This window comes from Streptomyces sp. NPDC033174 (genome assembly GCF_055577795.1).
In genome coordinates, this window is record NZ_JBVIPQ010000003.1 from 630,245 (window position 1) to 652,475 (window position 22,231).

General features: G+C 70.8%; 18 protein-coding genes. 12 read left to right on the forward strand and 6 right to left on the reverse strand.

Translation table 11 applies throughout. The features are described 5' to 3' along the window. Window positions 1–472: 472 nt before the first annotated feature. A complete protein-coding gene (locus ACZ5VC_RS12985) occupies window positions 473–616 on the forward strand; it encodes a hypothetical protein (protein ID WP_469120108.1) in 144 nt (47 codons plus the stop codon). Between the two features lie 67 nt (window positions 617–683). Then, entirely contained in the window at window positions 684–1,616 is a 933-nt protein-coding gene (locus ACZ5VC_RS12990) for a DUF6895 family protein (RefSeq protein WP_469120109.1), read from the forward strand. Between the two features lie 176 nt (window positions 1,617–1,792). On the opposite strand, the gene ACZ5VC_RS12995 is transcribed toward ACZ5VC_RS12990, so the two are convergent. The 5 genes from ACZ5VC_RS12995 to ACZ5VC_RS13015 all read right to left on the reverse strand — a co-directional run bounded on the left by ACZ5VC_RS12995 (window position 1,793) and on the right by ACZ5VC_RS13015 (window position 7,971). After that, window positions 1,793–2,716 (reverse strand): RNA polymerase sigma-70 factor, encoded by a 924-nt coding sequence (locus ACZ5VC_RS12995; protein ID WP_469120110.1) that lies wholly within the window; start codon window positions 2,714–2,716, stop codon window positions 1,793–1,795. A 174-nt stretch (window positions 2,717–2,890) separates the two neighbouring features. Continuing rightward, entirely contained in the window at window positions 2,891–3,364 is a 474-nt protein-coding gene (locus ACZ5VC_RS13000) for a carboxymuconolactone decarboxylase family protein (RefSeq protein ID WP_469120111.1), read from the reverse strand. A 154-nt stretch (window positions 3,365–3,518) separates the two neighbouring features. Further along, window positions 3,519–4,883, reverse strand: a complete 1,365-nt coding sequence (locus ACZ5VC_RS13005; protein WP_469120226.1) for a cytochrome P450 — start codon at window positions 4,881–4,883, stop codon at window positions 3,519–3,521. Window positions 4,884–5,132: 249 nt separating this feature from the next. Further along, complete coding sequence (locus ACZ5VC_RS13010; protein ID WP_469120112.1) at window positions 5,133–6,896, reverse strand: S8 family peptidase; 1,764 nt, start codon at window positions 6,894–6,896, stop codon at window positions 5,133–5,135. A 463-nt stretch (window positions 6,897–7,359) separates the two neighbouring features. Then, window positions 7,360–7,971, reverse strand: a complete 612-nt coding sequence (locus tag ACZ5VC_RS13015) for a TetR/AcrR family transcriptional regulator (protein ID WP_469120113.1) — start codon at window positions 7,969–7,971, stop codon at window positions 7,360–7,362. Between the two features lie 50 nt (window positions 7,972–8,021). On the opposite strand from ACZ5VC_RS13015, the gene ACZ5VC_RS13020 reads away from it, so the two are divergent. The 8 genes from ACZ5VC_RS13020 to ACZ5VC_RS13055 all read left to right on the forward strand — a co-directional run bounded on the left by ACZ5VC_RS13020 (window position 8,022) and on the right by ACZ5VC_RS13055 (window position 17,962). After that, a complete protein-coding gene (locus ACZ5VC_RS13020) occupies window positions 8,022–8,897 on the forward strand; it encodes an alpha/beta fold hydrolase (RefSeq protein WP_469120114.1) in 876 nt (291 codons plus the stop codon). Between the two features lie 133 nt (window positions 8,898–9,030). Then, window positions 9,031–10,149, forward strand: coding sequence for an alkene reductase (locus ACZ5VC_RS13025; protein WP_469120115.1), 1,119 nt, complete (start codon window positions 9,031–9,033; stop codon window positions 10,147–10,149). A 188-nt stretch (window positions 10,150–10,337) separates the two neighbouring features. Further along, window positions 10,338–12,710 carry a hypothetical protein gene (locus ACZ5VC_RS13030; protein WP_469120116.1) on the forward strand — a complete coding sequence of 791 codons (2,373 nt, stop codon included), beginning with the start codon at window positions 10,338–10,340 and terminating at the stop codon, window positions 12,708–12,710. After that, a complete protein-coding gene (locus ACZ5VC_RS13035; protein WP_469120117.1) occupies window positions 12,707–13,291 on the forward strand; it encodes a hypothetical protein in 585 nt (194 codons plus the stop codon). The genes ACZ5VC_RS13030 and ACZ5VC_RS13035 overlap by 4 nt, the downstream gene beginning before the upstream one ends. Window positions 13,292–13,326: 35 nt before the next feature. Next, window positions 13,327–14,889 carry a hypothetical protein gene (locus ACZ5VC_RS13040; RefSeq protein WP_469120118.1) on the forward strand — a complete coding sequence of 521 codons (1,563 nt, stop codon included), beginning with the start codon at window positions 13,327–13,329 and terminating at the stop codon, window positions 14,887–14,889. Between the two features lie 223 nt (window positions 14,890–15,112). Beyond that, window positions 15,113–15,928, forward strand: a complete 816-nt coding sequence (locus tag ACZ5VC_RS13045) for an aldo/keto reductase (protein WP_469120227.1) — start codon at window positions 15,113–15,115, stop codon at window positions 15,926–15,928. A 92-nt stretch (window positions 15,929–16,020) separates the two neighbouring features. Next, window positions 16,021–16,536: a 2-C-methyl-D-erythritol 2,4-cyclodiphosphate synthase gene (gene ispF / locus ACZ5VC_RS13050; protein WP_469120119.1), complete on the forward strand. Its 516-nt coding sequence runs from the start codon at window positions 16,021–16,023 to the stop codon at window positions 16,534–16,536. A gap of 277 nt (window positions 16,537–16,813) precedes the next feature. Beyond that, window positions 16,814–17,962 (forward strand): selina-4(15),7(11)-diene synthase, encoded by a 1,149-nt coding sequence (locus tag ACZ5VC_RS13055; RefSeq protein WP_469120120.1) that lies wholly within the window; start codon window positions 16,814–16,816, stop codon window positions 17,960–17,962. Window positions 17,963–18,061: 99 nt separating this feature from the next. Here ACZ5VC_RS13055 and ACZ5VC_RS13060 read toward each other — a convergent pair whose 3' ends face one another. Beyond that, the gene (locus ACZ5VC_RS13060) at window positions 18,062–19,420 is read right to left on the reverse strand and encodes a cytochrome P450 (protein WP_469120121.1); all 1,359 of its coding nucleotides are present in this window, start codon (window positions 19,418–19,420) and stop codon (window positions 18,062–18,064) included. 281 nt (window positions 19,421–19,701) lie between these two features. Between ACZ5VC_RS13060 and ACZ5VC_RS13065 the strand changes: the two genes are divergently transcribed. Together ACZ5VC_RS13065 and ACZ5VC_RS13070 are read left to right on the forward strand one after the other, a co-directional pair. After that, window positions 19,702–21,102, forward strand: a complete 1,401-nt coding sequence (locus ACZ5VC_RS13065) for a cytochrome P450 (protein WP_469120122.1) — start codon at window positions 19,702–19,704, stop codon at window positions 21,100–21,102. A 200-nt stretch (window positions 21,103–21,302) separates the two neighbouring features. After that, a complete protein-coding gene (locus ACZ5VC_RS13070) occupies window positions 21,303–22,214 on the forward strand; it encodes a helix-turn-helix domain-containing protein (protein ID WP_469120123.1) in 912 nt (303 codons plus the stop codon). The last annotated feature ends 17 nt before the right edge of the window (window positions 22,215–22,231 follow it).

Below are 22,231 nucleotides of genomic sequence, written 5' to 3' on the forward strand. Positions count from 1 at the left end.
CGACCCGCGAGTCAACGACGACGACCCGCGGATCCGTGTCCCGCTCGGGCGTCTCCTTCCTGCGCCGGTGCCAAGTCATGACCCCGGCCGGCTCACCACGCCACGGCCGGCGCCCCTTTTTCCGTCCTCTCCTCTCCCGGTCGACCCGCCGCGTCCCCCGCGCGGCGGGTCGACCGGCGCGTCGTACAGGTCGATGCGCCTACCGGCCTGCTCCGAATGCAACGATTCATCGGCATTCGTAAGCCTGTCCGCAGTCTGTCCGCAGTCTGTCCGCGCGGCGCCGCGCTCGGCGAGGAGATCCCATGCTCACCCAGGTGACCCCGACCGCGGAGCCTCTCGCGTCTCCGTCCGGAGAGGCGTCTTCGAGCGTTCAGCCGGCCGAGGGGGAGGCGCCCATCAGCGAAGCCCCGCTGCCCGCGGGCCCGATCCCTCCGCGCCGCGGCTCCTCCGCCCCGGGCCGATCGATCCCTGCATGGAGCGGTTGGTGACCGAGGCGTACGGCGCGTTCCCGCGCCTCGCGGACGACGCCGGGGCCACCGGGCGGCTCGCGGCGCGGGTCGGCCTCCCACCCACGGCGCCGCCCGCAGGACGGCCACCCACCGGCGGGCGGCGGTAGTGCTCGCCGTACATGGCCAGGCCCGCCCCACCGGAACTGGTCCCACGGCTGCCGGCGAAGGAGACCGATGACCGACACCGCACTTCTGGCGACCGCCCAGCGGTGGTCCTCACGCGCCCTGCACTGGTTGCACAACCTGCACGAACAGGGGCACGGCAACCTTCCGCCGGACGTCACCGTCGACCTCGCGGACCCCAACAGCGCCTACAAGCCGCTCGGCGAGACCGCGCTCGCCGCCTCGCTGGTCCTGCGCGACGGCGTCGCCGGATCGAGCGACATCGAGGCGGCCCGCGCGCTGATCGAGTTCTGCTGGCACCAACTGCACGACGGCAACCTGCTGTACGAGCGGCAACTGCGCTACATGATGCTCACCGATCCGCTCGAGATGTACGCCCACTTCGCCCGGGCCGGATACCGCCACCGGCCCTTGGACGACCTGCTCGACTCGTACAGCGCCCTGCACGGCCCGCACGCCGTGGACCTGATCCCCAATCGCAGACTCGCGGTGGCCAACGCCCGCAGGGTGGCGGGCCTCGGCCCCGAGCCGGACTGGGCCGCGCTCGTCGCGGGCACCTGGGTCGGGGCCACGCCGGAGCCCTGGGCCATCGACTGGAGCACGGGCTACGACATCACCCACACCGTCTTCCACCTGACCGACTGGGGCGCCAGGCCCGAGGCCGTACCGGATCCGATGCGGGACTATCTCCGCGACTGGCTGCCGGCGTGGGTGGCCATTTGGCTGGAGGTCGGCCAGTTGGACCTCGTCGGAGAACTGCTGATCGTGGACGCGTCCATCGGGGATCCCGTTTGCGGCGCCGAGGCCTGGAACCGTCTCGCGGCCGTCCAGCACGCGGACGGGCTGACCCCACGGGACAGCGAGCCGGTCACCGAGGACGTGGGGCGGGCGTTCGCGGACCACGCGCACGCGGCCGTGGTCGCCGTCGTCGCGGGCACGGTCATGCTGTCCCGGATGCTCGGTTCGTCCCCCGTGGTGGCGTGACCGCGCCCGCCCCGCGAGCTGTCGTACGGGCGGCGGTCGTACGGGCGTTCCGGGCACCACGGCCGCGTCGATGGCGACGGATGCGGTGCGGGCCATGTCCCGGCGGTCCGGCCGGGGGCGGCCCCCGCAGGGACATGATGTGCCGGTGATCGAGCCGGCCCGCACCACAGCCGAGGTCAGTTCGGCTGCCGGCGCGCCCGCTTCACCTCCCGATCGATCGCCCAGGCGTCGGCGACCGGTCCGAGGTGGCCGAGCTTGTCGGGATTGTTCACCGCTCGGATGGTCTGGATCTGTCCGTCGAGCACCTCGAGAACCATGGTGTGCAGGATCTTGCCGTCCCGGTCGCGGGAGATCGCGCCGGGCCGGCCGTTGACCTCGTGCGGCTCGAGGGTCACGCCGATCCGGATCAGCCAGGGGAAGACCGCGCCCAGCACCCGGGCCACGTTGTCCGCGCCCATGACGGCCTTGGCCAGCTGCGGGGCCCTGCCGCCGCCGTCACCGGCCAGTTGCACGTCGGCGGACAACAGACTCCGCAGCCCGCCCACATCGCCGTCCTTCAGTGCGTCGAAGAACCGCCTCGCCAGCTCCTGCCGCTCCTGACGGTCCGCCTCGAACCGCGGCCGCCCGGCCTCCATGTGCCGCCGAGCCCGCACCAACAGCTGTCGGCACGCCGCCTCCGAACGCCCCACCGAGGCGGCGACCTCGTCGAACCCGAAGGCGAACACCTCCCTCAGCACGAACACCGACCGCTCCAGCGGGCTGAGCCGCTCGAGCAGCAGCAGCGCCGCCATCGACACCGAGTCGGCCAACTCCGTGGCCCGTGCCGGATCCTGGTAAGGATCGCTCAGCAGCGGCTCGGGGAACCACGGCCCGACGTACTCCTCCCGCCGCACCCGCGCGGAACGCAGCACATCGATCGAGATCCGTGTGACGGTGGCCGACAGAAAGGCCTTGGTCGACGTGGGCCGGGTCGCCGAGCCGTCGAAGCGCAGCCACGTCTCCTGCACCGCGTCCTCGGCCTCACTCACGCTGCCCAGAATCCGGTAGGCGATCGAGAACAGCAGCGGTCTCAGCTCCTCGAAGTCCTCAACCTTGCTCACGCCGGCTCTCCTCCCCCTGAAGGCCTCCCACCTGGCCGTACTCTCCGGCGCGGGAAGCTCCTTGTGATCGGCCGGGCCACCGGCAGGTCAGAGTAACTCCTCCGAACCCGGGGTCCGTTGGCCCGCAGCCGGGCACGGGCCAGTTGCCCGTGCCCCGTCCCCGGCTCGTGGAGCTCAGTGGAACTGCCCGGGCTCGTAGTCACCGGCCGGCTGCTGGGTGATGACGTTCATCCGGTTGAAGGCGTTCATGATGGCGATCAGGGACACCAGGGCGGTGAGCTGCTCCTCGTCGTAGTGCTTGGCGGCACGCGCCCACACCTCGTCACCGACTCCGCCGGCCCCGTCCGCGATCCGGGTCCCCTGCTCCGCCAGCTCCAGTGCGGCACGCTCGGCCTCGGTGTAGACCGTGGCCTCCCGCCACGCCGCCACCAGGTTCAGTCGCACCGAGCTCTCACCGGCGGCGGCGGCGTCCTTGGTGTGCATGTCGATGCAGATGGCGCAGCCGTTGATCTGGCTCACGCGCAGCGCCACCAGCTCCTGCGTCGCGGCCGGCAGCGGTGAGTTCTTCAGTGCCTTGCCCGCCGCCATGAAGTGCTTGATGATCTCGCCCGTGGTCGGGCCGGCGAAGTAGTTCAGTCGCGCGTCCATGGTGTGCTCCTCCGTGGTCGTCAGTGCCTACATCCCCTGAGACGGGGTAGCCCGACGCCCTGTGACATGGACGGATGTGACCTGCGTCTCCCATCCGTCAGCCGCGCATCACGCGCGGAGGGTGCGCACGGTGCGACACGCGAGCGCCGCCCGCTCAGCGAGGCACCGACGGCCGTCTGCGCACGGTGGCCACCAAGGGCGTCGCGGGCTGCAGGAGCAGACCGACCCGTGGGGCCGTCGCCGTGGCGGGGATGTCGAGGTGGTCGCGCTGGGCGAGCGTGGCGAGCAGCAGGGCGGCTTCCACCTGTGCGAACCGGGCTCCCAGACAGGTCCGCTGGCCTCCGCCGAAGGGGTACCAGGCATGGTCGGGTACGGCGTCGGGCGCGTCGGCGTCCCAGCGTTCCGGACGGAAGTCGTCGGGCGAGGGGAACCAGCGAGGGTCGCGGTGCGTGGTGAACGGGCTGCACCAGACGATGGTTCCGGCGGGGACGGGGGTGCCGGCGAGAGTGGCGCCCTGCCGGGCCGACGCCCCGATGAGCCAGGCGGGCGGGAAGAGCCTCATGGCCTCTTTGACGACCTGTTGGGTCCAGACCAGGTCGTCGTAGTCGTCGATGGTCGGCGCCCGGCCGCCCAGGACCCGGTCCAGTTCGAGGTCGAGCCGCGCCCGCGCCCCGGGCGACGCGGACAGCAGGTACCACGTCCACGTCAGGGCGGTCGAGGTCGTCTCGTGGCCGGCGGCCCACAGAGTCACCGCCTCGTCGCGGACCTCCCTGGCCGTCAGGGGCCGCCCGTCCTCGTCGCGTGCCGCGAGAAGCCTGCTCAACAGGTCGTCGCGGTCCTCGCCGTCGGCGGCGGAGCCCTGCCGCCCGGCGATGAGCCGGTGCACCTCGCTGTCGATCGTGGCCACTGCCCTCAGGAGGCGAAGGCGCTCGGGGGTGCGCACCCAGCCGGGCAGGAAGAGGCCGATGCCCCGCAGTTCGGCGCCGACGGCATGGCCGCCCACCGCCATCGCGTCAGCCAGCGCGCGCGTCTGGTCCCCCAGGTCGTTCCCGAACAGCGTCCGCAGGACGACCCGCTGGGTGATGAGCGCCATCTGCTCGTGCACCTCGATCCGCTCGCCGTCCCGCCACCCGCGGGCGGCCGTCGACGCGCAGTCGACCATGGTGGCCGCGTAGGCGCGGACCTGACGCGGGCGGACGGTGGGCTGGACCAGGGACCGCTTGCGTCGCCAGTCGGCGCCCTTGCTGAGGATGACGCTGTTCCCGGTGATCTGCCGGAAGGCCCACCCGATCTCCAGGATGTCGAAGGTCCGTTCGCGGGCCGCCAGGAACTCGGCGATGTGCTGGGGATGGGAGAGGAACATGCTGCGCCTCGGGCCCAGGGACCAGGTCACGGCGTCACCGAAGTCGTCGCGCAGACGCGTCAGAAACGCCAGGGGGTCCTTGCCGAACGCGTGCAGGTTCCCGAGCACAGGAAGACCGCGCGGCCCCGGGACCGGACGCAGTGGGACGGAGGACATGGACGTGGACACGGACACAGCGGCTCCCGGCCTCGACGATCACGGTTCTGGTCAACCGGGCCCGCTGGGCAGGCCCTCATCGAGGTGAAGCTCCCCCCTGCGTACGACGCCTAGCCGCAGCGTCCCCCGAATGGGTTGCCCCGCGGGATCGGCCGGCCCCGGGCGTTCGGCGCGCGCGCCGTGCGGAGACGAAAAAGCACCGTTGCGCGCCCCGGAGTGCGGGACGCGCAACGGTGTGGGGGGTGGCGGTCAGAAGGTCAGGTTCCAGGCGTCGATCCTGCCGGTGTCCTGCGACGCGATGTCGCGGACGCGGAGCTTCCAGATGCCGTTGGCGACTTCGGCGGACGCGTTGACCGTGTAGGTCTTGGCCACGTTGTCCGTGCCGTCGTTGTCGGCGAAGTCCTCCAGGAGGTACACCGTGCCGTCCGGGGCGACCAGGGAGACGACCAGGTCACCGCGGTAGGTGTGCTTGATGTCCACGCCCACCTTGAGAGTGGCCGGCGCGTTGCCGGCCACGCCGGAGACGGTGAGCGGGCTGTCGACGGTCGCGTTGTCCGCGATCGTGGCGTCCGTCGTGGTCTCGAAGTACGGGCCGGAGGGAGGAGTCGTCCCGCCGACCGCCTTCAGTGCGTCGGTCTGACCCTCACCGAAGAAGCCGTTCTTGGAGGTCGTGCCCGTGCACCGGCTGTCCGAGGGGCAGGCGGTGTCGGTGGCCTGGACGCCCAGCTTCGAGCGGAGATCGGCCGGGGTGGCGGTCGGGTTGGCGCTCGCCAGCAGCGCGGCGACACCCGTCACGTGCGGGGAGGCCATCGACGTACCGTTCATGTTGCCGTACTTGCCGCCCGGCAGCGTCGAGTAGACACCGGAGGCGCCGTCGCCGCCCGGGGCGGCGATGTCGATGACGCCGTTGCCGTAGTTGGAGTACGACGCCTTCACATTGCCCTTGCCCATCGCGGCGACGGTCACGACTCCCGGCAGCTCGGTCGGGATGTCGAGGCAGGCGTTGGTGATCGTGCGGGTGACCGGTGTGGAGTCGTTCGGGCTCTCCGTGTCGACCGTCTTGTTCGCCAGGTCGAGGTTGGAGTTTCCGGCGGCGGCGACCTGGAGCGAACCGTGGTTCTCGGCGTACTCCTGGGCGCGCCTGACGCCCTCGATGATGGCGGCCTGGTCGACGTTGTCGGGGCAGTTGAACTGCCACGGGTCGGTGTAGTAGCTGTTGTTGGTGACCTTGAACCCGTGGTCACCGGCCCACATGAAGCCGCAGATCGTGTTCTCCGCGAAGAACAGGCTGCTGCCCGGCTCGGCGATGCGGACCGAGGAGAGCTTGACTCCCGGCGCGACACCGACGACGCCCTTGCCGTTCTTGGCGGCCGCGATCGTGCCGGCGACGTGCGTGCCGTGCGTGCCGACGTCCCGCCAGGCGCCGGCGCGGGTGTCCGCCTTGCCGTAGGCGCAGGACACGGAGTCCGCGGCGTTGAAGTTCGGGGCGATGTCCTGGTGCTGGTCGTCCACGCCCGTGTCGAGCACGCCGACCTTGACCGACGACGAGCCGGTGGTCACGGCCCAGGCCTGGTCGGCCTTGATCTGGGTCATGTCCCAGCGCAGGCTCTCGGTCAGCGTCGTCGCCGACTGGGTCGGGTTCGTCGGCAGCGCCGGGTTGTACGCGTCCGCCGGGACGTCCGAGGTACGCGTCGCGCCGACCTGCTGCACCCCGGGGACGCCACGCATGGCGGAGGCGAATCCGGCCGAGGCGGAGTGCGCGACGATGACACCGATCGCGTCGTACGAGGCGAAGACCGAACCGCCGTTGCCGGCCACGGCCGCGCGCACCGAGGCGGTGTCAGCGGGTGCGGTGATCACGAGGTGGGCGCGCGTCCCCGCGGCCCAGGCCGCCGCGGGTGCCTGCGGTGCGTTCGCGGCGGCCAGGGCGGGAGTTCCGAGAGCCAGCGTGGCGCCCAGGGTGACGAGGGCGACCGCGGGGGCACGGAACCGGTTGAATCTGTGACGTATCAATGCGTCCTCCGAGTCCCGGCAGCCGGTCGGGCCGCCGGGGCCGAATGTGTAGGGGGCGAACGCAAGATGTCAGAGACGTGACTCACGGAGGAAGAGGGGAATCCCTTGTCTTGGCCGGGGCGACGCGCAAGGGTTGGAAGGGCACTCGACGACGGCCGGGCCGGGGCCCGCCAGGGGCGTGCTCCCCAGCGTGATCGTGAGCCGCGAAGATCGTTCGGCAGCGCATGACGTACTTTCGAGAAGTGACCGCCACGCGGCGCAGGGCGGCCCTGGCTGTCGTCCGAGTTCAGCGGCCGGAAGCGATGGCCGCGTCGAGGGAGGGGCGGCCGCCCGCCGCCGTCGCCGCCGACCGCCACGAGGCGTACGCGGCGGAGCGTCAGTGGCAGGACGTGGCCCCACAGCCCCCGGCGTCTTCCCGGACTGCCCGACGCCCTCACCACACCCCGGGCCACGGCGGGCTGACTCAACGGGCGGCAGGGGTCCGGCGGGCGCCCGGCGGCAGGGCGTCGCGGACGATGGCGCCGGCGGCCCGGGCGGCGGCGAGGACCGGTCCCGTGTCGTGCGCCGCGCGGGCCAGCATGAACGCCCCCTCCAGCAGGGCGATCACCGAAGTCGCCGTGTCCCGCGCGGTGTTCGGGGCGATACCGGCCGCGGTGTAGAAGGCGGCCAGCGCCGCCGTCCACGAGGAGAAGACGTCGGCCGTGGCCCGGCGCAGCCCTTCGTGCGTACTCGCGACCTCCAGGGACACGGTCGCGATCGGGCACGGATCGGTGAAGTCCAGCGCCCGCAGCGTCTCGGCGGCCCCCTCGAAAGCGGCGACGGTGGCGGCGACCGGATCCGCCGACGGGTCGGCGAACAGGGCGCCGATCAGATCCAGATAGGCCGCACCGGACGTACGGACGACCTCCTCGCCCAGCTGCGCCTTGCCGCCGGGAAAGAAGTGGTACGCCGAGCCGTACGGCGCCCCGGCCGCCGCGACGATCTGCTTCATTCCCGTGGCCGCGTAGCCCTGTCGGCGAAAGAGCTCGGTGGCCGCCGCCACGATCCGCTGTCTTGTGTCCCCCGTGGTCCTCATGCCGGGTAGTCTCTCACTAGATCGGTCTATCCAGAGCCGGGGGTCACGCCATGCCAGAGATCGAACTGAACGCGGGAACCATCGAGTTCACCGACACACAAGCCGACACCCGAGCGGACGGGGGCTCCGCCGGGCAGAGCGGTACGCGTGAAACGGTGGTCCTCCTCCATGGGCTCGCCTTCGACGAATCCGTCTGGGACGCGGTCCTGGCGGAGCTGCGCGACGACTTCCGCGTGGTGATCCCCGTCCTGCCGCTCGGCAGCCACCGCCGTCCCATGCGGCCCGACGCGGATCTGTCGGCCCAGGGAGTGGCCGACCTGGTTGCCGAATTCCTGGAGCGACTGGACCTGCGCGGGGTCACCCTGGTGCAGAACGACGCCGGCACGGCGCAGCTGCTGGCGGCGGCGGGCGACGAGCGCGTTGCCCGGCTCGTCCTGACCTCCTGCGAGGCGCTCGAGAACTACCCTCCGGGCGTCCAGGGCCGCACCCTGCTGGCCGCGAGCCGGATCCCGGGAGGCCTCTTCCTCCTGCTCCAGTCCTTCCGCCTGCCCTTCCTCGCCTCGATGGGCAGTTCACTGGGCGGTATGACCGCGCGCGGCATCCCGTACGAGCTGGTCCGCCGCTGGTACCGTCCGCTGCTCACCGACCGGGCGATCCGCCGCGACCTTTCCCGCTTCCTTCGCTCCACGCGGAAGGACACCTATGTGCGGGCTGCCGAGCGGCTTCGCGGTTTCGACCGGCCGGCGCTGGTGGCCTGGGGTGCGCGGGACCGGATGATGCCGGCGTCGACCGGCCGCCGGCTCGCCGAACTGCTGCCGCAGGGGCGGTACATCGAGATTCCAGACGCGGGAACGCTGGTGCCCCTCGACAACCCGACCGCACTCGCCGACCAACTGCGCCGGTTCATCAAGGAGAGCCCCGCCTGATCGCAGGGGTGCCGGGAGCCGTCGTGCCGCTCCAGCACCTGCGCTGCCGCTCCCGGAGGCGGGCGGGTTCCCCGGGATCGCCGGGCCGTCACCACTTGAACCTGACACTGATGTCAGCTTCTACCGTCGGAACATGACGAACACAGCGGACAACTCCCGCCTCTTCGAGCCCACCCGCCTCGGTGACCTGCGACTGCCCAACCGTCTGGTGATGGCACCGATGACCCGCAACCGGGCCGGCGCCGACGGCGTCCCGCAGCCGATCATGGCCACCTACTACGCCCAGCGCGCCTCGGCGGGCCTGATCATCGCCGAGGCCGCCACCCCCAACGCCGTGGGCCAGACCTACGCCAACATCCCCGCCCTCCACGCCGACGCCCACGTCGCGGGCTGGCGCCGCGTCACGGACGCGGTACGCGCCGAAGGAGGACGGATGTTCCTCCAACTGCAGCACGGCGGCCGCGTCGGCCACCCCGACAACAGCGGACTCACGCCCGTCGCCCCGTCGCCGATCGCACTTCCGGACACGGTCCACACCCCCGGCGGGCACCAGCCGTCCGTGGTGCCGCGCGAGATGACCGTCGAGGACATCCGGTCCACCGTGGCGGACTTCGCGGCCGCCGCACGCCGGGCCGTCGAGGCGGGCTTCGAGGGGGTGGAGGTGCACTCGGCCAACGGCTATCTGCTCCACCAGTTCCTGGGGCAGGGCACCAACCGGCGCACCGACGCCTACGGCGGCCCGGTCGAGCACCGCATCCGGTTCACCGTGGAGGTGGTCCGGGCCGTCGCCGAGGCGATCGGCCCCGACCGGGTGGGTGTGCGCATCGCCCCCGGGATCACCGTCAACGGCATGGACGAGGGCGACACCGAGGACATCTACCCGGCGCTCGTCGCCGCGCTCGCCGACATCGGACCGGCCTACCTGCACGTCGTCTTCGCCGACCCCGACCACCTCCTCTTCCAGGAGATCCGCAAGGCATGGCCCGGCACGCTGATCGCCAACCCGGTGCTGGGCTGGGGAGGACCTCTGCCGGCCGACGGCGGCAAGGCGGCGGGTGAGCGGCTCCTGGCCGCCGGCGCCGACCTGATCTCCCTCGGCCGCTCCTTCCTCGCCAACCCCGACCTGGTCGAACGACTCCGCGTCGACGCCCCGCTCAACGCCGTGCGCGACAAGCACCTGATGTATGTGGGCGGGGCGGAGGGCTACACCGACTACCCCACCCTGGGCGCAGCCCGCGCCGGCACCCGGTAGCGCGGTCCTGCGTCCCGCCGGGTGTGCGTACGCGGTGCGATCCAAAGTGCGCAGTGTGCCGTACACAGTTGTGCGACTTCGACCCGAATCGGTGCTGAAGCCGGACACCGGCGTACAGACTCGACAGCATTCTCATCCGGGGGCATACAACTCCCGCCGCACATCGAAGACTTCGGGGGACTACACACATGCGGGCCACCACGATCGTCGTCAGCGGCATGCACAGCGGGCCGAACCCATCGCCGGGTCTGGGCGTCGCGCACTCCCTGAAGCTGGCCGATCCGGATCTCCGGGTCATCGGCCTCGACTACTCGGCGGCGAGTTCGGGCCTGCACGCCTCCGTGCTCGACGATGTCGTACTCCTTCCCAGCTGGGACGAAGTGCATCTGAACGCATGGCTCGACCAGATCTCGGAACTGCTGGCCGCAGCCGGTACCTACCTCCTCCCCACCCTGGACCCGGAGGTCCGGCTCCTCGCCGAGAACTTCGGACGGCATGAACGCATCCTGGCGCCGGCCAAGCAAGCCATCGAGCATGTGGTGAAGCCACCCCTCGCGCTCGCGGAAGCACTCGGACTCCCGGTCCCTGCCTTCGTCACGGCCACCGACTGGGACCACACGGAACGCTTTGTCCGCCACGCGCCCCACGGAGTGTGGGTGAAGGGGCAGCACTACGAGGCCTTCCGGGCGCGGACAGCGGACGAGGCGCTCGCCGCCGGGGAGTTCATCAAGGAGGAGTGGGGAGGGGACTGGCATCTCGAAGCACACGTCCCGGGCCAGGAGTGCGGTATCGCGTTCAGCGCCTACGAGGGGGAGCTGCTCGACGCGGTCCTGATGACGAAGGCGGTCCTCACCGCGGAGGGCAAGACATGGTCGGGAGAGATCGCCGAGTTACCGGACGACCTGTGGAAGAGCCTGCGTGACCATGTGGCGGATGTCGCGTGGACCGGCGGAGGCGAACTGGAGCTGATCCGCTCGTGGACCGGCGAGCTGACGCTGATGGAGATCAATCCACGGTTCCCCGCATGGATCCACGGCGCGAGCATCTGCGGCGCCAACCTGCCCGCGGCGCTGGTGACGCAGCGCGCACGGCCCAGGGACCGTTCACTGAACAGCGGGTTCACCAGGGTGGTCGAGGAGATCGCCGTGTCACCCGGCCTCGGCCTGGCCTCGTACCCGTGGGGGCCCTCCGGCGGCATCGCTCCGGCCACCAAGCACCCGTCGGGGATGCGGAGTCTCGGGCGGAGGACCGGCAGTGCCGAGGAGGCCGCGACGACGAAGGGCGGACCGTTCTGGGGCGTCTGCGGGAGCTCCGAGGTCCGTGTGAGCTCCGAGGTCTCTGGGACATCGAGGGTCTCTGGGCCCTCCGCAACCTCTGGGGCCTCCAGGGTCCCGCAGGGTTCGTCGCGTGGCACCACCCCGGAGGCCGCGGACGCGGCACGCGCCTACGAGGCCCTGCTCCCCACACCGTCGCCCGTCTGGTCGACGCCCCGTCGCCGGATCCTCGCGACGCTCTTCGACCAGCAGGTCACGGCACTCCAGGAACAGCTGAGAGGGCTGCCCGACCTCGTCCTGGCGCACAGCGTCAAGACCTGCCCCCACCCGGACCTGCTGGCCCGCGCGGCGCGCCTCGGACTGATCGCCGAGGCCATCACGCTGGACGAGCTGGACGCGGCCACCGCCGGCGGCTTCGACCCCGCGCGGTCCATCCTCAACGGACCCGCGAAGTGGTGGCCGCCCCGCGAAGAAGTGCGCTGCTGGGCGTTCTTCGCCGACTCGACCGACGAGCTCGAACAGCTCCTGCGCTCCATGGACCGAGGCTTCACGCTGTCCGCCGACGTCGTCGGGGTACGTGTCGCGCCGCCGGGTGTGCCGAGCCGCTTCGGGATCACCTTCGAACGAAGCCGGGATCTCCGGAAGGCGGCGGGACTCGTGGCCGAGTTGCGCGCCAGGCTCGGCGCCGACTGGGGTGTGCACTTCCACCACGCCGAAAGCGTCGTCGGGCCGGAACGCTGGCAGCGCGAGGCGGCAGCGGCGCTCGGTTTCGCCGAACCCCTCAGCGACCGGCTCGGCGCCCCGCCCGCCGTCGTCGACCTGGGCGGCGGCTGGCACGTGGACGACCTGGCCGCGGTGCGCCCGTCCCTGGACCGTGTACTGGCGGCCGGACCGCACTGCCTCCGTGGGACAGCTCCGACGCTCGTCCTCGAGCCGGGCAAACTCCTGACGCAGCCGGCAGCCGCCGTCCTCACCCGGGTCCTTCTCGTCAGGGGACGCGGCGCCTCGGCGGACGTCGTCGTCGACGCCGCCCTCGGCGACATTCCCGAAGCCCGGTACCGAGCCCACCCAGTCTCCCGGTTCGATGGCGAGGTCTGGACACCGGTCGGCCCGGGAAGAGGCCGGGTACTCGGACGCTCCTGCATGGAGGGCGATGTCCTCGCCGAGGACGTGGACGTGAGCTCGCTGGCCGAAGGGGATTTCCTCGCCTTCGGTATGTGCGGAGCCTATGACGTGGCCATGGCCTACCCCTTCGGACGAGGCGCCGTAGGAGAGGTGTTCGCATGACCTTCAGCGCCGAAGACCGACGCCGGCTGGACGCGATCGGGCTCTCACGGATCTCCCACCATGACGCGACGTGCTGCCGCGAGGCACGGCACCTCGTCCTGACAGGCTTCGAGCGCTGGCCGGACATCGGCTCACGGCTCGCGGCCGTACCCGTACGCGTTGGCTGGGGGCCCGTACGGTGGCCGCTGCACTGGTGCGAACTGGCCGAGCCGGCAGAGCTCACCGGGGACTGTGGTGTCCACGCCGACCTGGCGGCCGAACTGCTGACGCGCGCGGGAATCCCGCACACTCGCGGACGGGCGGCGATCACGCCCTCGCCCTTCGCCCCCGCGCACTGGAAGGCGGCCTGGGCGGACGCCGGGCTGCACGCGCCGTGGATCGGGGAGTCCGTGGTCCACCACGAAGTCCTGCGCGTCGGCGATCGGTGGTGGGACCCGACGGAGGCGCGCTGGTTCTCCGAACCGGGGGCGCATGTCCTGGCCGGTCGCATAGCAGCGGTCCGCGAGGAAGGGCAGAGCTGGCAGTCGGCGCCGGGGTGTTTGCCTGCGCCCGCGCCCGTGCCTGTGCCGCTGGAAGGCTGAAGAAGGCGCGCACCGCGAGCGAGGGGGAGCGAACGATGAAGAAGCCGATAGGCCTCGCCGTGCTCTGCACCGGCGTTCTGGTTTCCTTTCCCCTGCTCCTCCTCATAGAACTGACAGGCCGTTACGACCGGTTCTCCTATGGGCGGCACGCGGAAAGGATCAGAGAATTCCTCCCCCGGGGGATCGCCGCCCGATTATCACCGCTGATACCGCTCTACGCGGTCTTTCCGCCGACCGTCGACCTGCTCGCCGCCCGTTCCGCCGGTGCGGCGGCCCTCGGATGCCTGGTGGTCGGCGTCTGGCTGCTGGGCGCACTCGCCCTCGCGGAGATCTACTCCGTATGCCTGCACCGCGAGTCGTACATAGCCGCGTTCGAGCCGTGGGTGCTCCCGGCGGACCACTCCCCGCTGGGCGCTCCACCCCTGCGCCCGGCGGACCGGCGCCTCCAGCACCTGGCCCGGGTGCAGCTGCTGCACTGCCTTCCGCTGATCGCGATGGGACTTGCCGTCGGAGCGGGGACCGGGCCACCGGGCTTCCTCGCCGGGGTTCTCTTCCTGGCCAAGTACCTCGCGCCGGCCTGGGTCGATTTCGAGGCCTATTTCCACTGGGACATGCACTGTCAGGTGCTCAACCTCCGCGACCGCCCTTTTCTGACGTCGGTCTGGCGCGCCCTGTCGGACTGGGTCATGGGGCCGATGATCGGTTCACTTCCCAGGTTCTACGGCACCGAGCACCTGGTGATCCACCACCCGGAGAACGCGGGCCCGGAGGACATCCACTCCCCGCTGCCCTATGACCGGACACGCCTCGTCGAATTCTGCGTCTTCGGCCTGAAGACGTGCTTCATCCTTCTGACCGGCTGGGGTGTGCTCCTCCACCGCCGCTGTCGCGGCTCGCGACGCCACGGCCTGCTCCTCGGCATCGCCACGTACTGGTCCGCCGTCGCATACCTGGTCGCCACGGACCGGCTCCTGGGCTACTGGCTGATCGCCGCCGCCCTCTATCGCGGACTCAACACCGCCAGGGCGCAGTACGTCTGGCACGGTCTGAGCGATCCCCGCAACCCCCGCCATCCGAAGGCCGGCACGGTTCTGTGGCTTCCCGAGGAACACCTGGTGGCGGGATGGGACGGCGACGATCCCGGCGCGTCCGGCGGGAAGCCTCAGCCGGGCGGTCCGGACCGCCCGGAGGACGCCCACGCCGGTCGGGCGGTGCGCGTTCCCGTACTGGGCACGGACTGGGCGTTCTTCGACAACTACCACCTGATCCATCATCTGCAACCGCGAGCCCATTTCACCGAGTACCCGGAAATCCTGCGGAAGAGGGTCCCGGAACTCCTCGCATGGGGCTGCGTCGTCATGAGACTGAGCCGCTACGACACCTTCGTCTTCGACTGCTGGGCCGGAAACTTCGCCCACGTGGCCGAGGGCCTGGTCACACCGATGGAAACCGGGCGGCGGGCCGCCTTCATCAGGGAAAGGCTGGCGCCGTTGCCGGCTCATCGCAGCTATGTCGCGAGCCTGTCCACGGGGAGTATCGGGGACGGGGTCAACTCCGCGCTGGTGAGGGGACTGCGTATGGTCATGCCGCCGGCGTGACGAGCGTCCCCGGGTGTCAGAGGACTGACAGGGTGGTGGCCTGCCCCCTGCCCCGCCCGAGGGGCATGACCGGTCCCGCCGTGTGTCGCGGGTGAGTGACGCGCGCCCCGGACGCACAGTGATCACCGACAAAGCGCTCGAAGAACGGAGAAGACTCGTGAGTCCCACCAGGCCGGCCGACGGCGGTCCCTCGCGGTACGTCACCCTGAACAACGGCGTCGAGATGCCGATCCTCGGCTTCGGCGTCTATCAGATCCCGCCGGAGCAGACCGAACAGGCCGTCACCGACGCCCTCGGCACCGGCTACCGGCTCCTCGACACCGCCGCTGCCTACGGCAACGAGGAGGCCGTCGGCCGGGCGATCAGGGCGGCCGGCATCCCGCGCGAGGAGCTGTTCGTCACCACCAAGCTGTGGATCCAGGACCCCGGCGAGGACAACACCAAGCGCGCCTTCGACAAATCCCTGCGCAGGCTCGGCCTGGACCACGTCGACCTGTACCTGATGCACCAGCCCTTCGGCGATGTCTACAGCCAGTGGCGCGCCATGCAGGACCTGTACCGCGAAGGCCGAGTCAAGGCGATCGGCGTCTCCAACTTCTATCCCGACCGGCTCGTCGACCTCATCGACAACAACGAGGTCACCCCCGCGGTGAACCAGGTCGAGACCCACCCGTTCTTCCAGCGCGTCGCCGAGCAGCACCTCATGCACGAGCGCGGCGTGCAGATCGAGTCATGGGGGCCGTTCGCCGAGGGCAGGAACAACCTCTTCACCCACCCCCTGCTGAGCAAGATCGCCGAGGCGCACGGCAAGTCCACGGCGCAGGTCGTGCTCCGCTGGCTCATCCAGCGCGAGGTCGTCGTCATCCCCAAGTCGGTCCGGGCCGACCGGATGGCGGAGAACTTCGATGTCTTCGACTTCCGGCTCACCGGCGACCAGATGGCGTCCATCGCCACCCTCGACACCGGTGCCTCGGTGTTCTTCGACCACCGCGACCCGGCCATGGTGAGCCGGCTCGGCCAGGTTCGCCTCCGCGACTGACGACGACGAAAGGACGCGGATGCCCATGGCGCCCGCCGGTTCGTTAGGGTCGGCCACCTTCCACCAACTGCTGTGAAGGAGATCTGCGTTCCATGCCGCCGCTGCCGGATGCCGTTCCGCCCGCTCGCCTCTCACTGCCCCGGATCGGGACCGGTGTGGACATCCATCCGTTCGCGGCGGGCCGACCGTTGCGCCTCGCCGGATTGGACTGGCCGGACGAGCCGACGGGGCTGGCGGGAGAGCCGGACGGAGACGTGGTGGTTCATGCAGCCTGCAACGCGTTGCTGACAGCGGCGGATCTCGGAGACCTCGGTGCCCACTTCGACACCTCCACGGCGGAGTGGGAGGGGGCCGCTCCCACGCTGCTGCTCGCCGAGACAGCCGGACTGGTCCGGGAAGCCGGTTTCGACATCGGCAATGTGTCGGTCCAGCTGATCGGGGAGCGCCCGAAACTGGGACCGCGCCGGAAGGAGGCCCAGAAGGTTCTCGCGGCCGCCCTCGGTGCTCCCGTCTACCTCGGCGCCGCGACTCCGGAGGGGCTGGGCTGGATAGGTCACGGCGACGGCCTGGCAGCGATTGCCAATGCCCTGATCGTCGAGTGCGGGTGAGGGCGGAAACGGCGGGCATGAGCGCGGCGACAGGCCGCCCCAAGTCATCAGTCGTCAACAGGCTCGGCAACCAATGCCGTCGCGCGGAGCGAGCGTTCGGTCCCGTGCAGCAGGGGGCGGTCTCACCATCCGAGACCCGCCCCGCCGTTGGTGAACGTTCCGTCGGAATGCCGCCGGATTGTCCTACTGGATCAGGTCACAGGGATACGCCATGATCGCGTACTGAGGCGCAGGGACGGGTGATGCCGGTGAGGCGCCGAGCCGGCGCAGAACCGTAATGACCCGCGATCGAGGAGGCAGACCCGCTGTGGTCCCCGTGATACCGCCGCTCTATTCGCCGATTCCCCCGGCGATTCACCCCCGGCACGCGGAAGTTGACGTTCAGACGGCCGCCTGGGCCGAAACGCATCGCATCGGCTCGGAGGAGCTCCGCAGCCGGCTCGTGAGACAGGACATCGGCACTTTCTCCTCACGCATCCTCCCCGAGGGGCGGCAGGAAGTGGTGAGCCTGCTCGCGGACTTCGTCCTCTGGTTGTTCGGCGTGGATGACGGACACTGCGAGGAGGGAGACCTCGGGCACCACCCGGGAGACCTCGCCGGAGCCCTTCACCGGCTGCTGCGGGTGGCGCAGAACCCAGAGGCCCCCTTGCTCCCGGACGACCCGCTCGCCTCGGGACTCCGTGATCTGCGCAGAAGGGTGAATCGATTCGGCACCGCCGGCCAGGCCGCCCGCTGGATCGGCGCCTTGCGCGAGTACTTCTTCTCCGTCGTCTGGGAGGCGTCGCACCGAAGCGCCGGCACCGTGCCCAGCCTCACCGACTACACGCTCATGAGGCTGTACGACGGGGCGACTTCCGTCGTCTTCCCGATGCTGGAGATGGCGCACGGCTACGAACTCCAGCCCCAGGAGCGGGATCACACCGCCGTGCGTGCCGCCGAGGAGATGGCCTCCTTCGTCATCACCTGGGACAACGACATCCTCTCGCACCACAAGGAGCGGTCGGGGACCGGCTACTACCTCAACGTCCTGCGCGTCCTGGAGGAGGAGACGGGGTCCGGTCCGGAGGAAGCCCTCGCGACGGCCATCGCCCAGCGGGACCGCGTGCTCACGCTGTTCATGCGTCTGGCCGCGCATCTGGCGGACCGGGGCAGTCCGCAGCTGCGGCAGTACATGACGGGCCTCGCCTCCTTCATCCGCGGGTCGCAGGACTGGGGCATCAGTTCCATTCGCTACACCACTCCGGACAACCCCGCCCGCCTTCCCACGGTGTTCCGGGACACGCCGACGGACGACAGCCAGGAGCCCCTGGACATCGCCTCGGTCGCGTGGTGGTGGGACGTCCTGCCCGAGGAGCGTCCGCATGCGCCCGCGCGCGGGGCGGGCACGACGCGAGCGGCTCGGCGGAGGCCGGCGAGAGCCGCTTGAGGAACCGGGGGAGCGGCTTGGCCTGCGCCCGCGGTCCTGGCGGCAGTCCCGGTGGAGTACGGCCCCGATGGAGGAGGCCGCACACCAGGGCGTCAGAGATCAGAGGCGCGGCACGACCGTCATCGGGATGCGATCGGCGTGGGCCACCGCGGAGGCCACCTCCTTGGGGGTGTGGCCGGGCTCCGGCACCAGCTTCCAGCGGGCGAGTACGGTCGCTATCGCGACGGTGGCCTCGGTCCACACGAACAGATCGCCGATGCACTTGCGGTTGCCCGCGCCGAACGGGATGTAGGCCTTCCGTCCCGGGCCGGACCGCTGGCGTTCGGGAAGCCACCTGTCGGGGTCGAAACGGTCGGCGTGCTCGTACAGGTCCGGGTCGCGGTGCATCGCGTACAGGCTGAAGGCCACCTCGGTGCCGGTGGGAAGGCTGACGCCGGCCAGCTCCACGGGCTTGGTGGTGCGGCGCATCAGCAGCGTCACCCCGTGCAGCCGGATCACTTCGTCGAGCACCCGCCGGATGCCCTCCAGCCGCGGTACGTGCTCGATGGTGACAGGGCCGTCGCCGACGACCCGCCGGATCTCCTCCACGATGCTCTGCTCGATGTCGGGGCGGGCGGCGAGCTCGTGGAACGTCCAGGCGAGGGTCGCGGCCGTGGTTTCGGCGCCGGCGAAGAGGATCGTGCTCAGCTCGTCCCTCACCTCGACGTCGGTCAGGGACGTACCGCTCTCCGAGTCCTCGGCGGCCAGCAGCAGGGACAGCAGGTCGTCGCGGTCGGTGTGCCCGGCCGCGCGCGCCGTGGCCACCACCTCGTCGATGACCTCGCGCAAGCGGGCGGCCGCGGCGTCGAAGTCGCGGTTCGCCCGGATCGGGACCCGGTCGAGGAACTTGGGGGACGCGGCCCGTATCAGCAGGTTCGTCAGGAGAACCGGCAGATGCTTGCGGACGGCCTCCACGGCGGGCTGCCCGATGTCCGTCGAGAAGAGGGTCGCCGCCAGCGTCTCCACGGCGAACCGCGCCATCGCGGGTTCCAGGTCGATGACGTCTCCCGGCTTCCAGGAGTCGGCGAGGCTCTGCGCGTTGCGGCTCATGGTGGCGGAGTAGCCCGCTATTCGGTCCTTGGAGAACATCGGCGCGACCATCCGCCGGTGCTTGCGGTGCAGCTCGCCGTCCGAGTTCGCCAGGCCGTTGCCCGCCAGCGGTCTCAAGCGGTCGAAGAGGCGCCCCTTCTCGAAGCTCGACACCTGACGGACAGTCACCTCGTGGACCAGTTCCGGCGAGGTGACCACGTACATGGGCATCGTGCCGAGGTCCACGCGCACCAGGTCCCCGTGCCGCCGCAGCGACAGCAGGAAGCCGAAGGGGTCGCGCCACAGCCTCCAGGCATGACCGAGCAGTGGTACCGCACCCGGCGGGCGGGGCACGGCACGGAGACCGGCCGTTCGCGACCCAGCTGACATTCTCGTTCCTCTCTCCAGGGGGTGTGCGCACCCCTGCGGGCGCGCCACCGATCGTGCCGGGCAGCCGCGAGTCCGCCGTCGGACCCGCGCGCGTGCGATGGCACCCTGGCCACCGGCGCCGGACAAGATCATCAGTACCCAAGTAGTAGCAGGGTTCACACGGTTGAGTCCGGGCCACTCGTCGGCGTCGAGCACGCCAGAAGTATGCTGGCGCGTCGCTGTCACCTCGTCACCCTCTGTCGAGGCGCCAGCGCTTCCCACGCCGCTGTCCCGGAGGCCTCGTGACCACCCCGTACCAAGACCAGCCCGGCACGACCACCCCGCCCCCGGGGTGCCCAGCGCACGTCCAGGACACACGTGGTCTGCGCCGGCTCTACGGCCCCGAGGCCGAGGCCCAGCCGTACGCCCTGTACGAGCAGCTCCGCAAGGAACACGGAGCCGTCGCCCCCGTTCTGCTCTACGGAGACGTGCCCGCCTGGCTGATCCTGGGCCACCGGGAGAACCTGGAGGTCATGCGCTCTCCGCGGTTCTCCTCCGACTCGCGCAACTGGCGGGCCCTGCACGAGGGTTCCCTCTCCTCGGACTCGCCACTGCTGCCCATCACCGCCTGGCAGCCGCTGGTGGCGCTGACCGACGGCGCGGAGCACGCCCGTCTGCGCAGCGCGATCACCGAGAGCCTGGAGCGCTTCAACCGGCACGGGCTGCGCCGCTACATCACGCGCTACGCGACCCGCCTCATCGACGGCTTCGTGTCCAAGGGCGAGACCGATCTCGTGGCCGACTTCGCGCGCGCCCTTCCGGCCCTGGTCATCTGCCAGCAGTTCGGGATACACGAGGAGGAGGCGCTCGGCCTGGGCAGAGCGGTCGCGGACATGGTCAGCGGCAGCGAAACTGCTCTGGAGAGCAACGGGCTCGTCGTCGAGGTGATGCGCGAGCTGGTCCAGCGCAAGAAGCAGCGGCCCGGCGACGACCTGGCCAGCTGGCTGATCAGCCACGAGTCCGGTCTGACCGACGAGGAGGTCCGCGAGCACCTGAGGCTGGCGCTCGTCGCCTCGCTGGAGCCCACGGTCAACCTCATCACCAACACGCTCCGGATGGTCCTGACCGACCGCCGCTTCCGCGGCAGCCTGTCAGGCGGCCAGATGACCCTGCCCGACGCGCTGGAGCAGGTGCTGTGGGACCATCCGCCCCTCGCGGTGGTCCCGACCCGGTGGGCCCTGGGCGACACCCAGCTCGGCGGTCAGCGGATCAGGGCGGGGGACATGGTGATGCTCGGCCTCGCCGCGGGCAACGTCGACCCGGCCATCCGCCCCGACCTCTCGCTGCCGGTCCACGGCAACCGTTCGCACCTGGCCTTCGGCGCCGGGCCCCACGAGTGCCCCGGCCAGGACATCGGCCGGGCCATCGCCGACGCGGGGATCGACCTGCTCCTGGCGCGCATCCCCGACCTGGAGCTCGCCGTCCACGAGGCCGACCTGCGCGTGGTGGGCTCGTGGATGTCGCGTCGGCTGACGCGCCTGGACGTACGCTTCACCCCTCAGCGCCAGGACAGGGCACTCGCGGTCGTGGGAGCCCCCGTCGTTCCGGCCCGGCCCACGGTCCCGCCCGTCATCGGCGCGGCCACCCCCGCGCCGGCGGCCGCGCCGGCGGCGCGGCGCCCGAGGTGGCTGCGGCGCCGGTAGCCGTACAGCACGGACATCACGCCCCAGGTCGCCGTGGTCGCGACCTGGGGCGCACGTGTGGACTCTCCTCCGGCGCCTGGGCGCCCGCGTGTCCACCATGTGAGGCGCGGGATGCGAGATGCGACGAGCGATGTGTAAATTACACCTGGGGATCAACAGGCGCTCCACGACGGGCGCTTGACGCGACGGAAGGGGGGACCGTGGCAACACCGCGCAGCACGACGACGGCGGCCCAGTCCGTCCTGGCGAAGCGCCTCGCCGACCTGCGAGAACAAGCGGGACGGAGCCGGGCGGAAGCCGCTCGTGTCGTGGGAGTCCATCCCCACTCCGTGCGGCGCTGGGAGCTCGGCGAGGCCAAGCCGAGCCTTCCGACGGTCGAGAAACTGCTGAGCCTGTACGGAGCAACAGCGTCCGAGATCAAGGCTTTCCTCGCCGACACCGAACAGGCGAAGCGACGCCAGTGGTGGACGGCCTATCCCGTCGAGGTACTGCCACGGGCACTGCACCGCTTCCTCAGCCTGGAGAGCGGGGCCAGTCTCATCCGGGCCTACCAGCCCCACAGCGTGCCGACGCTGCTCCGCACGCAGGAGTACGCCCGCGCATTGCTGAAGGCCCAGTTCCCCCGCGCCGGGGCGAGTCTCCTCGAGCGTCACCTCGAACTGGTCGCAGAGCGGCAAAAACACTGCCTGGGCGCGGAGTTCGGTCACCGCTCGCGACCGGACGCCGAGGAGGGCGGTGGGCCCACCCTGTGGGTGGTTCTCGACGAGACCGCGGTCCGCCGCTGTGTGGGCGGACCCGAGGTGATGAGGCGTCAGATCGAGTACCTCGTCTCCATGGCGCAGAGGCCACGGATCAAGCTTCAGATAGTGCCCCACCGCCACGGCGTCTACCCGGGGATGGAGGGCGGACCGTTCCATCTCTTCCGCTTCACCGCGCCCGAACTGCCCGACATCGTCTACCGCACCAGCCTGGACGGCGGGCAGTACGTGGAGAAGGGAACGGGCGCCTACCTGGAAGGCTTCGACACGATGTGCGCGGGCTACGCCGCCCCCCTACGGGACACGCCGGCCCTTCTGCGCGGCATCGAGCAAGAACTATGGGTCAGTGAGTAATGGGACAAGCAGACGCC

What these genes read in the sequence shown, in the direction of transcription:
- ACZ5VC_RS12985 (WP_469120108.1), top strand. Translation starts at nt 473, where the DNA reads ATGGAGCGGTTGGTGACCGAGGCGTACGGCGCGTTCCCGCGCCTCGCG.
- ACZ5VC_RS12990 (WP_469120109.1), top strand. Translation starts at nt 684, where the DNA reads ATGACCGACACCGCACTTCTGGCGACCGCCCAGCGGTGGTCCTCACGC.
- ACZ5VC_RS13000 (WP_469120111.1), bottom strand. Translation starts at nt 3,364, where the DNA reads ATGGACGCGCGACTGAACTACTTCGCCGGCCCGACCACGGGCGAGATC.
- ACZ5VC_RS13005 (WP_469120226.1), bottom strand. Translation starts at nt 4,883, where the DNA reads ATGTCCTCCGTCCCACTGCGTCCGGTCCCGGGGCCGCGCGGTCTTCCT.
- ACZ5VC_RS13015 (WP_469120113.1), bottom strand. Translation starts at nt 7,971, where the DNA reads ATGAGGACCACGGGGGACACAAGACAGCGGATCGTGGCGGCGGCCACC.
- ACZ5VC_RS13020 (WP_469120114.1), top strand. Translation starts at nt 8,022, where the DNA reads ATGCCAGAGATCGAACTGAACGCGGGAACCATCGAGTTCACCGACACA.
- ACZ5VC_RS13025 (WP_469120115.1), top strand. Translation starts at nt 9,031, where the DNA reads ATGACGAACACAGCGGACAACTCCCGCCTCTTCGAGCCCACCCGCCTC.
- ACZ5VC_RS13030 (WP_469120116.1), top strand. Translation starts at nt 10,338, where the DNA reads ATGCGGGCCACCACGATCGTCGTCAGCGGCATGCACAGCGGGCCGAAC.
- ACZ5VC_RS13035 (WP_469120117.1), top strand. Translation starts at nt 12,707, where the DNA reads ATGACCTTCAGCGCCGAAGACCGACGCCGGCTGGACGCGATCGGGCTC.
- ACZ5VC_RS13040 (WP_469120118.1), top strand. Translation starts at nt 13,327, where the DNA reads ATGAAGAAGCCGATAGGCCTCGCCGTGCTCTGCACCGGCGTTCTGGTT.
- ACZ5VC_RS13045 (WP_469120227.1), top strand. Translation starts at nt 15,113, where the DNA reads ATGCCGATCCTCGGCTTCGGCGTCTATCAGATCCCGCCGGAGCAGACC.
- ispF (WP_469120119.1), top strand. Translation starts at nt 16,021, where the DNA reads ATGCCGCCGCTGCCGGATGCCGTTCCGCCCGCTCGCCTCTCACTGCCC.
- ACZ5VC_RS13055 (WP_469120120.1), top strand. Translation starts at nt 16,814, where the DNA reads ATGACCCGCGATCGAGGAGGCAGACCCGCTGTGGTCCCCGTGATACCG.
- ACZ5VC_RS13060 (WP_469120121.1), bottom strand. Translation starts at nt 19,420, where the DNA reads ATGTCAGCTGGGTCGCGAACGGCCGGTCTCCGTGCCGTGCCCCGCCCG.